This is a genomic window from Pseudomonas sp. RIT288, assembly GCF_000631985.1.
Taxonomy (GTDB): Bacteria; Pseudomonadota; Gammaproteobacteria; order Pseudomonadales; family Pseudomonadaceae; genus Aquipseudomonas.
In genome coordinates this window covers 37,962-50,929 of sequence record NZ_JFYN01000005.1, presented here as the reverse complement: position 1 = coordinate 50,929, position 12,968 = coordinate 37,962, and the positions used below count along the sequence as shown (strand labels likewise).

Genomic DNA, 12,968 nt, shown 5'->3' with positions numbered 1-12,968 from the left:
TTTCTTCATGCGTATTTTGTTTCCCTCCGCTTGCGTTTTCGCTCTGGTCTTGACTGGTTGCGCGGCGACCCCCGAGAACCCACAACTGATTGAGGCGCGAGATCTCTATTCGCAGCTGGAGAGCAAGCCGGAGTCGAGCACTCTGGCTGCCTTGGAAACCCAGGATGCGTTTATCGCCTTGGGCAAGGCAGACATGCTGTCCATCCAGGACCGCCGCGCTCCCGAGATCGACCAATACGCGTACCTGGCAAAGCAAAAAATCGCTTTGGCCGAGCAGACCATTCTCGGGCGCAAGGCCGAGGCCGGCTTGAGCAATATCGATGTGCAACGCACCCAGGTGCAACTGGATGTACGTACCCAGCAGCTCAAGGCCCTGCAGGCGATGAATGCCAAACAGACGCCACGAGGTGAAGTGGTCACCTTCGGCGACGTGCTATTCGATACCGGTAAGGCCAGCCTCAAGCCCGGCAACCAGCGCAACGTCCAGCAACTGGCGGATTTTCTGCTCAGCAACCCCGAGCGCAAGGTGCGTATCGAAGGCTTCACCGACAGCGTGGGTAGCGATGCCTTCAACCAGACGCTCTCCGAGCGTCGCGCCGAAAGCGTGGCCTTTGCCCTGCAACGCCTGGGCGTGGACATGAACCGCATAAAGACCGAGGGCTACGGCAAGGCCTATCCAGTGGCCGACGATGCCTCGGCGCAGTCACGCCAATTGAATCGTCGGGTCGAGGTGATCATTTCCAACGGTGCCGCGGCTGTTGATGGCCGCGGGTAACTGCCTGCCTGACAAAGGACGATTAAGCATGAGTGAAATCAAAGTGCTTACCACTGCCAGTGGTGCTCCCGTCACGGATAACCAGAATTCCCGATCGGCGGGTCCCCGCGGTCCGTTGCTGCTCGACGATTTTCATCTGATCGAGAAGCTCGCGCACTTCAACCGAGAGAACATTCCCGAGCGTCGTGTTCACGCCAAGGGTTCGGGTGCCTACGGCACTTTCACTGTGACCCGGGACATCACCGACTACACATGCGCCAAGCTGTTCGAGTCCGTGGGCAAACGCACGCCGGTGTTCCTGCGCTTCTCCACGGTCGGCGGCGAACGTGGTTCGGCAGACACCGAGCGCGACCCGCGCGGTTTTGCCGTGAAGTTCTATACCGAAGAGGGTAACTGGGACATCGTCGGCAACAACACTCCTGTGTTCTTCATTCGAGACCCACTGAAGTTCCCCGACTTCATTCACACCCAGAAACGCCTGCCACAGAGCAACTTGAAAAGCGCCCAGGCAATGTGGGATTTCTGGTCCTACTCTCCCGAGGCTCTTCACCAGATCACCATTCTGTTTTCAGATCGTGGGATTCCGGATGGCTACCGGCATATGCATGGCTATGGGAGTCACACCTACAGCCTGATCAACGCCAAGGGTGAGCGTCACTGGGTGAAATGGCATTACAAGACTCAGCAGGGCATCAAAAACCTGACCCCGGAGGATGCAGCTCACTTGGCTGGCAACGATCCGGACTATGCCCAGCGTGACCTGTTCAACACTATCGAGCACGGCGATTTTCCGCGGTGGACTGTTTGCATTCAGATCATGAGCGAGGCGCAGGCTGCGGTGCATTACGAGAACCCGTTCGACGTGACCAAGACCTGGTCACAGAAGGAGTTCCCGTTGATCGAGCTCGGTGAGCTAGAGCTCAACCGTAACCCGCTGAACTATTTCGCGGAGGTCGAGCAAGCGACTTTTGGCCCAAGCAATATGGTGCCGGGTGTCGGCCTATCGCCGGATCGCATGCTGCAAGGCCGCGTATTCGCCTATGCCGACGCTCACCGGTATCGGGTTGGAACCAATCACCAGCAATTGCCGGTCAACGCGCCTCGTTGCCCGGTGAGCAACCATCAGCGTGACGGGGCTATGGCCTTTGGCAGCAATGGTGGAGCGGCACCGAACTACGAGCCGAACAGCTACGCCGATGCACCGCAACAGGTTCGCCACTCTGCGGAGCCGACCCTTGCCCTCAGTGGCGCGGCCGATCGTTTCGATCACCGCGAAGACACCGACTACTACAGCCACGCGGGCGCTCTGTTCCGCTTAATGAGTGAGCAGCAGCGGACGCTGTTGATCCACAACATCGTGGATGCGATGTCTGGTGTCAGCGTCGAGATAGTTCAGCGCCAGTTGCAACATTTCTTCAAGGCCGATCCGGCTTATGGAGAAGGTATCGCCCAAGCCTTGGGCGTCCCACTTGGCTAATAAAGCCCAATGTTATTCATTAGACATAAGCGATAAAAATATCATGCAAATGTTGAAGACTCTTCCTGTGTTATTGCTTGTAAGCTCTGCCATCCACACTACGCTGGCAGTGGCCGCTCCTGCCGAAAAAGAGGGTTACTACGGAGTTGCCCGGGTGATCAGCGCCGAGCGCAAAGCGCGCAACATGGACTCCAGCGCACGTCCCGGCATCGGCGCGTTTGTCTCCGGCAACGATACCCAGAACGACATGACCGGTTCCATCGGTGTTGGATATCGTTTCGGCAATGGCTGGCGCATGGAGGGCGAGTTGTCCCTGCCTCAAAAGGACAAGTTCACCAGCGGCTCGACCACGTTCCCCACCAGCCTCAACGAGCACCATATCGAGTCCAGGCGCGTAATGCTAAACGCCTATCGGGACTTCCGTGTGACAGAGAAAATGTCGTTCTACGGTTCCGCCGGACTGGGCCTGGCCCAACTTGAATCTAAGGGCTGGCAGGGTAACGAGTCACGCCAGTACGGCTCGGCGACACAGACCAATCTGGCTTGGTCTCTCGGCGCGGGCGTCGCGTATGACGTGACTGATCACTTGGCGCTGGACCTCGGTTATCGCTACGTTGACATGGGTGATACCGAAAGTGGCTGGAACAACTTCCCGAATGCCCGTGGCCTGCAGGACGAGAAGATGAAGGCCAACCTCGTATCCAGTGAAATTTTGTTGGGTGCTCGTTGGGCCTTCTAACTATGAGTACGGGAGGGCTTTAGTCCTCCCCGAACATTGCGCGTATTGGCTGCACTGACGCTCGGTTCCATCACATCATAACGGGCAAGCGCCTATATTTTTTTGAAGGGCAGGATTTTTCGAACCTGCTGTGGCAACTTGAGACGAACTTTATTTCTTTTGTACATTTTAGTGGGGAACATTGATTTTCTGACAAGAGGTTATCGCGGTTGCTCTGCCTGTGTGGCGACCGACGCGCAACTGACTCCCCGGTGAACCATTCAGGTGACACCAACCGAGCGGACTTCACTACAACCCCTGATACCTCTCAAAGGCCTGTTGGTCTGCCGTTCCGCCCTCAATTGCTAAAAAAAGAAAAAGGCTGGCGATGTGAAACCCTTAAAAATCGATAGGATGCTGATTGATATTGGTTAGGGTAATTCAGATACGCTGACGTCGATCTGGTCGGAGTCTGCACATAGAGACCACCTATGAGCTGGATTGTTAAACCGTATTTCCTTAATCTTGCCCCCCTCGATACGCTGCACCCAACTTTTTACAGGACTGTCGAGCTCATGCCTTCCCCAAGGTTATCCACAGTCCTTTTTTATTCCCGCCGGCAGTCCGGCGTTCCGCGCCAGTTTTTCGGCCCGGTCAACAGGAGCAGGTCATGTCTGAAGTCCGTCATTCGCGAGTGATTATTCTCGGTTCCGGCCCTGCCGGTTACAGCGCTGCGGTCTACGCCGCCCGTGCCAACCTCAAGCCACTGCTGATCACCGGCATGCAGGCTGGCGGTCAACTGACCACCACCACCGAAGTCGACAACTGGCCAGGTGACGTACACGGCCTGACCGGCCCGGCGCTGATGGAGCGGATGCGCGAGCACGCCGAGCGATTTGAAACCGAGATCGTTTTCGATCACATCAATGCCGTGGACTTCGCCGCCAAGCCGTACACCCTGACCGGCGACAGCGCGACCTATACCTGCGACGCCCTGATCATCGCTACCGGTGCCAGCGCTCGTTACCTGGGCCTGCCGTCGGAAGAAGCGTTCATGGGCAAAGGCGTTTCGGCCTGCGCGACCTGCGACGGTTTCTTCTACCGCAACAAGCCAGTGGCTGTGGTCGGCGGCGGCAACACTGCTGTTGAAGAGGCGCTGTACCTGGCCAACATCGCCAGCACCGTGACCCTGATCCACCGTCGCGAAACCTTCCGCGCCGAGAAGATCCTGATCGACAAGCTCAACGCCCGCGTTGCCGAAGGCAAGATCATCCTCAAGTTGAACGCCAACCTCGACGAAGTGCTGGGCGACAACATGGGCGTGACCGGTGCGCGTCTGAAGAACAACGATGGCAGCTTCGACGAGATCAAAGTTGACGGCGTGTTCATCGCCATCGGCCACACTCCGAACACTTCGCTGTTCGAAGGCCAGTTGACCCTCAAGGACGGTTACCTGGTGGTGCAGGGCGGCCGTGACGGCAACGCGACTGCCACCAGCGTCGAAGGTATCTTCGCTGCCGGTGACGTGGCTGACCACGTTTACCGTCAGGCCATCACCTCGGCCGGCGCCGGCTGCATGGCGGCACTGGACACCGAGCGTTACCTGGACGGTCTGCAGAACGCTTCGTTCTAAATCGCAGACAAAAAAAAACCGGCTTCGGCCGGTTTTTTTATGCTTGTTATTTACAGCACCACACAACAAATGTGGGAGCGAGCCTGCTCGCGAAGGCGTCATGTCAGTCAATATTCTGGATGTCTGATACACCGCTTTCGCGAGCAGGCTCGCTCCCACAGGGAATGGCGTTAGATCTGATATCAGCGGCGGGTCAGCGGCTGTGCTTCGAATTTGACACCGGCCAGCCCGTGCTTGATCAGCGCGCGGATATTGCCGTGGTCGCTGCCTTCAGGTGTCGCCACTACCGAGCGGTAATGTTCGCCGAATGCCAGCAGCGCTTCTTCATCGCTCAAGCCTTCCAGCAGTGCCAGACCCAACGTCTTGCACGAACCTTCGTTCTGCCCGGCGGCGTTTTCCACGCCTCCGTTGTTGAACGCCTGAGGCTGGTAGTCATAACCGACGGCAATGAAAGCCAGGGTGTCGGCAAAAACGTGTTCGCCGCTCTTGAGGCTGGCGCGCAGGGTGTTCAGATCACTCATTGGGTTTTCCTTTGGCGAACGCCGCCTGTTGTTCGGCGTTGGCTTCTTGCTGGTATTGGGCCTTCCACTCGGCGTAAGGCATGCCGTAAACCACTTCGCGGGCGTCGTCGAGGCTGACCTCGATCTGCTTCTCGTCGGCGGCGGCCTTGTACCACTTGGACAGGCAGTTGCGGCAGAACCCGGCGAGGTTCATCAGGTCGATGTTCTGCACGTCCTTGCGGCTGTCCAGGTGGGCGACCAGCCGGCGGAAGGCGGCGGCTTCGAGTTCGAGGCGTTGTTGCTCGGTCATGATGGGCTCTGTGCAGTCTATTCGTGGCGCGGATGATAAAAGTCTGGCGCGTGATGCGCCAGACACGCTCAGCGGCTGGCGGCGAGGGTGATCGACACTGATTCGGCGAAACGCAGCGCATGCGGCTTGTCGACTTCGACTTCGGCGTACAGCACGGCGGTATTGCTCATCACCAGATCCAGCAGTTCCTGGGTCAGGCGTTCGAGCAGCGCAAAACGGTTGCCCTCGACGTGGGCGATGATCGCCTTGGTGATAGTGCGATAGTTCAGCGCGTGATCGATGTCGTTGTCGCGCACCGCTTCCTGCGCCGCGTACAGGATCGTGAGATTGATCAGCACATCCTGCTTGTTGAGGATCTCGTCCTCGTTGATCCCGATAAAGGTGCGCAGGCGCAGATCCTTGACCCGGATGCGCGCCATTCCCGGTTGAAGTTGTGACATTTACTTGCTCCGTCCAATCAATTGCAGGAACTCCTGACGGGTGTTGCTCGAGTCGCGAAAGGCGCCGAGCATGACCGAGGTGTTCATGGTCGAATTCTGTTTCTCGACACCGCGCATCATCATGCACATGTGCCGGGCCTCGATGACCACCGCGACGCCGGCGGCATCGCTGACCTGTTGCACCGCATCGGCAATCTGCCGGGTGAGGTTTTCCTGAATCTGCAGGCGCCGGGCGAACATGTCCACCAGCCGCGCGATCTTCGACAGCCCCAGCACCTTGCCTGTCGGAATATAAGCCACATGGGCCTTGCCGATGAAGGGCAACAGGTGATGTTCGCACAACGAGTACAACTCGATGTCGGCGACAATGATCATCTCGTCGCTGTCGGAGGCAAACAGCGCGCCGTTGACGATCTGATCCACACTCTGTTCGTAGCCGTGACACAGGTATTGCATGGCCTTGGCCGCGCGTACCGGCGTATCGAGCAGGCCTTCGCGGTCGGGGTCTTCGCCGAGGCCGATGAGGATCTCGCGGTAATTCTCGGACAGGGAACGGCTCATGGGAGATCCTCGCGCAGCAGCTTATTTGACGTGCCGTCCGCCGTTGACGGTCAGGGTCGTGCCGGTGACATAGGGGTTGTCGAGCAGATAGCGCAGGCTCTGGTAGATCACTTCGCTGCCGGGTTCGATGCCCAGCGCGGATTTGGCCAGCGCCTTGGCACGGTACGCCGCGTCGTCGTCGGGGTTGAACAATAGCAGGGCCGGCGCGATGCCGTTGACCTTGATTGCCGGCGCATAGCGCGCGGCGAAAGACAGGGTCAGGCTGTCGAGCCCGGCTTTGCTGGCGCAATAACCGATGTGTTTGCTGCTGCCCTTGCGCGTGACGTCGTCGCTGAGGTGGATGATGTCGGCCGGGGTCGAGCGCCTGAGCAGGTCGGCGCAGTGCAGGTTGATCAGGTACGGCGCGAGCATGTGCACGTTGAGCATGCGCGAGAAGGCCTCGGCTTCACTGCCCGGGGTTTCCGCCAGCCATTCGGAGGCATTGTGGACGATGGCGCGCAGGCAGTCGGTGTGGCTCTTCAGTTCATCGATGAAGGCAAGGATGGCGGCTTCGCTGGAGAAGTCCGCGAACACCGCGACAGCGCCCAGATCACGCAGGGCCTGTACGCCCGGACGTTCGCTGCGGTAGGTGAAGATGACCCGGTGGCCGTCGTCAAGCAAACGCTGCGCGCAGTGCAGACCGACACGCTGGCCGGCACCGGTGATGAGGATCGGGGCGGAGGATATGGACATGAACGGCTCGCGTCGCGGTTAGAGTAAAAACTATAACAGCGACATGAGCCATGCACCTATCGTCGACGTTACCAATACCTGTGGGAGCGAGCCTGCTCGCGAAGCGGTGTCTCAGTCGACATCAATGTTGAATGTCAGTCCGTATTCGCGAGCAGGCTCGCTCCCACACAGATATCAGCGATTCTGTGCAGAAGGCGTCGCAGATAATGGCCGTACCGGCGTGCTGTTCAACCAGTTGGCCAGCAACCGCGTCGACAGCGGAATAAAGAAATACACCATCAACGGCGTCAGGCACGCCGTGCTGATCAACACCCGCGGCAACAGGCTCATCTCGCCGAGCAGCGGCCCGAGGATAAAGTTGAACAGCAGCGATACCGGGAAGAATGCCAGCCAGATCGCCACGGCCTGTTTCCAGCGCGGTGGCCGTTGACCCGCAGCGCCGAACCAGCCTTCGATACCACTGACCCGATGTTCTTTGGGATGCGCGAACAGATCGCTGCCCCGTGCCAGCCAGGTGGTACGCGAGGCCGAGTGTTCCCAGGCGTGCAGGGTCTGCTCGTCGACGAAGCGGAAAATGATCTGGAATTCGTTGTCACCGGGTGGCGGAGCGAGCACGCCCGAACCCAGGTAACCGGGAAAGTCAGTGGCCAGTTGTTCGCCTTCGCGCAGCCAGGCAATCAGGTCCTGATAGCGGCCGTCGGCGACGCGACGCGCAACCATCAGCGTGACGGGGGAAGTAGACATTGTGTATCTCCATATTTCGAGTGCGTCGCTCCGGGTAGGAGATTTCGCATTGCGCAGGCGGGGGTAGGGGCCTGCGCTCTTCAGCAAGCAAGGATTATTCCTGATTTTGATGACAATTTCAGAGGCTTTCGACTCTGTTCATTGGGTTGAAACGATAGAGGGCATCGGATGTAGAATGGGATCCAAATTTACCCAGCGGACACACCAGCACAATGGCTGTTATCACGGACGCTAACCTTGGCTCGCAGGCCTCTGTTGCGCTTGAGCGCGAAGAGTTGTTCCCTATTCGGGAGGTGTCGCGGCTGACCGGCGTCAACCCGGTTACGCTGCGTGCATGGGAGCGCCGCTACGGTTTGATCCAGCCGACGCGCACCGAAAGCGGACACCGGTTGTATTCGATGACCGAAATCGAGCGCGTGCGCAGCATCGTCGACTGGATTGATCGCGGCGTCGCCGTGAGCAAGGTCGGCAAGATCCTCGCCAAGACCGAGCCATTGAAAGCCTTGGCCCATATCATCCCCGATGATCTGGTCCAGACCGATTACGTGCAGTGGCAGCAACAGGTGCAGGTTGCGGTCAGTGCGTTCGATGACCGTGCGCTGGATCAGGTCTACAACCAGATTTTCTCGTCCTACGCGTTGCCGGTGGTGTTTCAGGACATCCTCATGCCTTTGTGGCTGCAGATGTTGCAGCGCCAGGACGCCTTCGGTCAGACCAGCGAGTGGCTGTTTTTCGACGGGTTCCTGCGGGCGCGGGTGTTACAGCGGATTGTCGTGCTGCGCGGCACGCAGCCGCGCAAGGTGGTCGTCAGCGCACTGGCCGCTCAGTGTCGGGAGCTGGAATTGCTGGTCGCCGCGTTGTTTCTCAGTGGCAATGACGCCGGGGTGCGGGTGCTCACCACCGGTCAGCCATTCGATGAGTTGGCGCTGGTGTGCGAGCGGATCAAGCCGCAGGCACTGGTGCTGTTTTCCAATCACGCCCCGGCAGCCGATTTGCCGCGACGGTTGAACCGTCTGGCGTTAAGTCTGGATTGTCAGGTCATGCTGGCCGGTGATACCGCTGATCTGGCACAGGACAGCCTGGACGGATCGTCGATCGGCTGTCTGGGCAATGAAGGGGCGACGATGCGTCAGCGCATGACGCAGTTTCTCGCGGGGACGCTGGATACCTGACGATCAGGTGTGCAGGGCGGGGTGGGTCAGACGGTGTTGCTGCAGAATGAACTGGCGCAGGCGTTCGGTTTCATCGGCATCGGTCTGGCTCAGCTCGTAGGCGTAGAAACCGTGCTCGGTTTCGCGCTCGAAATTGCCGCGCAGGGAAATCCGCTCATAACCTGACGGGCTGAACCACAGGGCGAAATGCTTGGGTGGTTTGGTCTTGTTGCGCATTTCCAGCAGCACACCTTTGTGCGACACCTCGTGCACCCACATCATGCCCGGCTGGCCCTTGGCATTTTCCAGCGCTACCGGCTCTTCGAGGGTCAGGCGCCATGGGCGAACCATCGGCCCGTCTTCGTAAATGCTCGGTACGCCCAGACGCAGGTGCAAGGCGTGAAATTCGTCTTCCACCAGGTGCAGCGGGAAGGTCATCTGCTGATTTTCGAAGTTGGCCTGGATGGTCACTTGCTCATGAGCAGCCAGGCGCGTGAGCAGATCACGGATCTGCGAACCGCCATTGACCAACAGGCTCGACGTCGCATCCCGCACGTTAAGCTGCGGGTTGTGCTGCATGGTCTGGATAAAATCCAGCTCATCCTGGGTCAGGAGTGCGTCGCGTTGCATGGCCTGGCTCGAAAGAAATAGTTACAAAGTCATTGGTGATTGTAGTTACTGACACTTAGTTCGCAGTTTTGTTTGCGCCGTTCGTCGCTTTCAGGGCAGCGAGTTCAGCTTGCAAGGCGGCAACCTGCGCTTCCAGTTGCGCGACGCGTTGCTGCGCCTTGACCTGAACCGTGACGTCTTTCTGCACGCCAACGAAATAGGTCTGGCCGTCTTCGGCGTTTTTCACTGTCGACAGCGACAGTTCGTTCCAGAACGGGGTGCCGTCCTTGCGGTAGTTACGCAGGATTTCCCGACACGCCCCGCCATTGCGCAAGGTGTCACGAATCAGCGTCAGATTGGCCTGATCGCGGTCTCCGGACTGCAGAAAACGGCAGTCCTGATAGAGAATCTCCTCGCTGGTGTAACCGGTCAGGCGTTCGAAGGCCGGGTTCACATAGATCAGGATGTTGTCCTGTTCGCCTTCCTTCTCAGCCACGACGACTCCGTCGTTCGACGCGTTGATCACCATTTGCAGCAGACTGGCATTGATCATCAATGAATCCTTTCCGTGTCGATGTTGGCTGGCATTCTAGAAGTTCCAGCGGGCCTGTCTACTGGCCATCACTGCTGATTGGGCCTTGATCGCGGCTTTTACGCCGGACTGCTACTATCGCCGCTCTTTTTTTCAGCTTCAGGATCAGATTGATGAAAGTCGCCATCCTCTCCGGCTCGGTTTACGGCACGGCCGAAGAAGTCGCCCGTCACGCGCAGAACCTGCTGAAAGACGCCGGTTTTGAAACGTTCTACAACCCACGCGCCAGTCTGGCGGACATTCAGGCGTTCGGCCCTGAAGCGCTCCTTGCGGTGACCTCGACGACCGGCATGGGCGAACTGCCGGATAACCTGCAGCCGCTGTATTTCAGCCTTCGCGATCAGTTGCCAGCCGCGTGGCGCGGTTTGCAGGGCGCAGTGATCGGTTTGGGTGATGCCAGTTACGGCGATACGTTCTGCGGTGGCGGCGAACTGATGCGTGAGTTGTTCGCCGAGCTGGGCGTGCGCGAGGTGCAGGAGATGCTGCGTCTGGACGCCAGCGAAAGCGTGACCCCGGAAACCGACGCCGAGCCATGGCTGGCGCAACTGATCGCCACGCTCAAGGGCTGATCGCGCGCTCGCGCAGCAAGGCCAGCCAGGCCTGCGCGGCTTTCGACAGATAGGCGCCCTGACGCCAGATGAAGGCGATGTCCCAACGCAGATACTCTGGCGCGCGCAAGGTCAGGCGCACCACGCCCGGACGCTCCAGTGCCCGGGCGACCACGCTGGGCAGCAACACCACGCCTTGCCCGGCGGCCACCAGTGCCACGAGAAAATCAGCCTGCCCACTGCGCCCGCCTTCTTTCGGGGTAAAGCCCAGTTGCTGGCAGGCCTGCAATAAACGGTCATTGAGCACAAAGCTGCGCTGATACAGCAGGAACGGCGTGTCGGCCAATTCCTCCAGACCAATCTCGCCGCGTGCTGCCAACGGATGATCCACCGGCAGCAACGCATCGAGTTTCTCATCGCAGAACGGTTGAAAATCGAACTGTGGATCTTTCGGCAACAGGCTGCCACCCAACTCCAGTTCGCCGCTGAGCACCGCCTGCTCGATATTGCGGCTGCCGCCTTCAAGCAATTGAATGCTGATGTTCGGATAGCGCCGCCGATACTCGGCGAACAACCCGGCGAACAGCGCATCACTGCCCAGCAGCGGCAGACCGAGGCGCAATTCACCGCGCGCCAGTTGGCTCAGATCATCCAGTTCGATGAGTAACTCGTTACGCAAACGCAACATGCCCTCGGCGCGTTGCAGCACCACGCTGCCCGCGGCGGTCAGGCGCAGTTGCGAGCCGAGTCGTTCGAGCAAGGGCGTGCCGAGGCTCTGCTCCAGTTGCGCGACTTGCTTGCTCACCGCCGACTGGCTGATGTGCAGGGTTTTCGCCGCCTGGGTGAAGCCGCCCTGATGCATGACTTCGACAAAACTGCGCAGCTGTTTGAATTCCATCATTCGATTCCATTGTGGAATAGGGCTGAGTCTAACAATTCGCTTCTGGGATGACAGGCCGCTTCGTAAAATAAGCCCCTGTAAGGAGCCCATCATGAACGCCGCATCCCTCAAATACCTTTCCCGTCTATTCGCAGAACTGGCCGTGTTGCTCGGTCTCTACTTGCTCGGCTGCCAGATTGCCGCGTGGCTGGCCTGGCCGATTCCCGGCGGCGTCATCGGCATGGCCCTGTTGCTGCTGGCGTTCGCGTTTGGCTGGGTCAAACCGGCGGCGTTGCAACTGGGGGCCGGATTGCTGATGGCCGAGATGCTGCTGTTCTTTATTCCGGCACTGATGAGTCTGCTCGACTACGGCGCACTGCTGCGCGATGACGGCTGGCGGATTCTGCTGGTGATCGGCGCCAGTACCCTGATGGTGATGCTGGTGACAGCCTTCACCGTGGAGCTGGCCGTGCGCCTGAGGCGGTCCCATGAAGCTTGAATGGATGCCGATGTTCTGGCTCGCCTTCACCTTGTTGGCTTACCTGTTCAGTCGCTGGATTTACCGGCGCACCGGGCGCTATCTGCTGTCGCCGCTGATTCTGGTGCCAGCCCTGCTGCTGGCGCTCGCGGTGCCGTTGCACACCGCGTATGCCGAATACGCCAGCAACACCCATTGGTTGATGCTGGTGCTCGGGCCGGTGACGGTCGCCTTCGCGGTGCCGATCTGGCAGCAGCGGCGTCTGCTGGTGCGGCACTGGTCGGCGCTGCTGCTGGGCATGCTCGCCGGCAGTGCGGCATCGATCGCCACCTCGTTCGGCCTGGCCAGAGCGCTGGCGCTGGACACCTCAGTCACCATGTCGCTGGTGCCGCGTTCGATCACCACGCCGTTTGCCATGCCGCTGGCGCAGGATCTCGGTGGCGTGCCGGAACTGACCGCCGTGTTCGTGATGTTCACTGGCGTATTCGGCGCAATGCTCGGCGGCGTGTTGCTCAAGTGGCTGCCGCTGCGCAGTGCCCTGGCGCGCGGTGCATTGTTTGGGGTTGGCGCACACGGCGCAGGCGTCAGTCGGGCGCATGAAGTGGGCGGTGAAGAAGGCTCGGTGGCGGGGCTGGTGATGGTGCTGACCGGGCTGCTCAATCTGTTCGCCGCGCCTTTGTTGGCGTCGTTGCTTTGACATGGATCCAAGGTGTTTGCATGGCTGACCCGCTCAGTCATCAAGCTGGCTGGCAATGCAACTCCGCGATCGTCTGCGCCTGACTAGACTGCTCGTACGTGCAGAACAATAAGAACGCAGAGG

General features: G+C 59.4%; 17 protein-coding genes. 8 read left to right on the top strand and 9 right to left on the bottom strand.

What is annotated here, in order from left to right:
• Positions 1 to 7 precede the first annotated feature (7 nt).
• The 4 genes from BW33_RS06195 (at position 8) to trxB (ending at position 4,603) form a co-directional block, all read left to right on the top strand.
• Entirely contained in the window at positions 8 to 775 is a 768-nt protein-coding gene (locus tag BW33_RS06195; RefSeq protein WP_047597819.1) for an OmpA family protein, read from the top strand.
• A 28-nt stretch (positions 776 to 803) separates the two neighbouring features.
• The gene (locus BW33_RS06190) at positions 804 to 2,252 is read left to right on the top strand and encodes a catalase (RefSeq protein WP_047597818.1); all 1,449 of its coding nucleotides are present in this window, start codon (positions 804 to 806) and stop codon (positions 2,250 to 2,252) included.
• A 43-nt stretch (positions 2,253 to 2,295) separates the two neighbouring features.
• On the top strand, positions 2,296 to 2,991 hold the full coding sequence (locus BW33_RS06185; protein WP_081794177.1) for an outer membrane protein: 696 nt from the start codon (positions 2,296 to 2,298) through the stop codon (positions 2,989 to 2,991).
• A gap of 649 nt (positions 2,992 to 3,640) precedes the next feature.
• The gene (gene trxB, locus BW33_RS06180; protein WP_003221727.1) at positions 3,641 to 4,603 is read left to right on the top strand and encodes a thioredoxin-disulfide reductase; all 963 of its coding nucleotides are present in this window, start codon (positions 3,641 to 3,643) and stop codon (positions 4,601 to 4,603) included.
• A gap of 182 nt (positions 4,604 to 4,785) precedes the next feature.
• Here the strand turns inward: trxB and BW33_RS06175 are convergent, their stop codons facing one another.
• The 6 genes from BW33_RS06175 to BW33_RS06150 all read right to left on the bottom strand — a co-directional run bounded on the left by BW33_RS06175 (position 4,786) and on the right by BW33_RS06150 (position 7,890).
• Positions 4,786 to 5,124: a HopJ type III effector protein gene (locus tag BW33_RS06175; protein WP_047597817.1), complete on the bottom strand. Its 339-nt coding sequence runs from the start codon at positions 5,122 to 5,124 to the stop codon at positions 4,786 to 4,788.
• Complete coding sequence (locus BW33_RS06170; protein ID WP_047597815.1) at positions 5,117 to 5,413, bottom strand: DUF1244 domain-containing protein; 297 nt, start codon at positions 5,411 to 5,413, stop codon at positions 5,117 to 5,119. Before BW33_RS06170 ends, BW33_RS06175 begins: the two co-directional genes overlap by 8 nt.
• Before the next feature lie 68 nt (positions 5,414 to 5,481).
• Positions 5,482 to 5,853, bottom strand: a complete 372-nt coding sequence (folX, locus tag BW33_RS06165; protein ID WP_047597813.1) for a dihydroneopterin triphosphate 2'-epimerase — start codon at positions 5,851 to 5,853, stop codon at positions 5,482 to 5,484.
• A complete protein-coding gene (folE, locus tag BW33_RS06160) occupies positions 5,854 to 6,414 on the bottom strand; it encodes a GTP cyclohydrolase I FolE (protein ID WP_047597811.1) in 561 nt (186 codons plus the stop codon). It lies immediately after the preceding gene.
• Between the two features lie 21 nt (positions 6,415 to 6,435).
• Positions 6,436 to 7,140, bottom strand: coding sequence for a dihydromonapterin reductase (folM, locus tag BW33_RS06155; RefSeq protein WP_442965392.1), 705 nt, complete (start codon positions 7,138 to 7,140; stop codon positions 6,436 to 6,438).
• 180 nt (positions 7,141 to 7,320) lie between these two features.
• Positions 7,321 to 7,890 (bottom strand): antibiotic biosynthesis monooxygenase, encoded by a 570-nt coding sequence (locus tag BW33_RS06150; protein ID WP_047597809.1) that lies wholly within the window; start codon positions 7,888 to 7,890, stop codon positions 7,321 to 7,323.
• Positions 7,891 to 8,102: 212 nt separating this feature from the next.
• Here BW33_RS06150 and BW33_RS06145 point away from each other — a divergent pair, with 212 nt between their 5' ends.
• Positions 8,103 to 9,062 (top strand): MerR family transcriptional regulator, encoded by a 960-nt coding sequence (locus BW33_RS06145; protein WP_047597808.1) that lies wholly within the window; start codon positions 8,103 to 8,105, stop codon positions 9,060 to 9,062.
• A 3-nt stretch (positions 9,063 to 9,065) separates the two neighbouring features.
• Here the strand turns inward: BW33_RS06145 and BW33_RS06140 are convergent, their stop codons facing one another.
• Together BW33_RS06140 and BW33_RS06135 are read right to left on the bottom strand one after the other, a co-directional pair.
• Entirely contained in the window at positions 9,066 to 9,671 is a 606-nt protein-coding gene (locus BW33_RS06140; RefSeq protein WP_025109427.1) for a hypothetical protein, read from the bottom strand.
• A gap of 55 nt (positions 9,672 to 9,726) precedes the next feature.
• On the bottom strand, positions 9,727 to 10,203 hold the full coding sequence (locus BW33_RS06135) for a PAS domain-containing protein (RefSeq protein ID WP_047597807.1): 477 nt from the start codon (positions 10,201 to 10,203) through the stop codon (positions 9,727 to 9,729).
• Positions 10,204 to 10,355: 152 nt separating this feature from the next.
• Here BW33_RS06135 and BW33_RS06130 point away from each other — a divergent pair, with 152 nt between their 5' ends.
• Complete coding sequence (locus BW33_RS06130; RefSeq protein WP_047597806.1) at positions 10,356 to 10,811, top strand: flavodoxin; 456 nt, start codon at positions 10,356 to 10,358, stop codon at positions 10,809 to 10,811.
• Here the strand turns inward: BW33_RS06130 and BW33_RS06125 are convergent.
• Positions 10,801 to 11,688 carry a LysR family transcriptional regulator gene (locus BW33_RS06125; RefSeq protein WP_047597804.1) on the bottom strand — a complete coding sequence of 296 codons (888 nt, stop codon included), beginning with the start codon at positions 11,686 to 11,688 and terminating at the stop codon, positions 10,801 to 10,803. The genes BW33_RS06130 and BW33_RS06125 overlap by 11 nt on opposite strands.
• Before the next feature lie 94 nt (positions 11,689 to 11,782).
• On the opposite strand from BW33_RS06125, the gene BW33_RS06120 reads away from it, so the two are divergent.
• Positions 11,783 to 12,169: a CidA/LrgA family protein gene (locus BW33_RS06120; RefSeq protein ID WP_027610876.1), complete on the top strand. Its 387-nt coding sequence runs from the start codon at positions 11,783 to 11,785 to the stop codon at positions 12,167 to 12,169.
• A complete protein-coding gene (locus BW33_RS06115) occupies positions 12,159 to 12,845 on the top strand; it encodes an LrgB family protein (protein WP_047597802.1) in 687 nt (228 codons plus the stop codon). Before BW33_RS06120 ends, BW33_RS06115 begins: the two co-directional genes overlap by 11 nt.
• Positions 12,846 to 12,968: the final 123 nt, after the last annotated feature.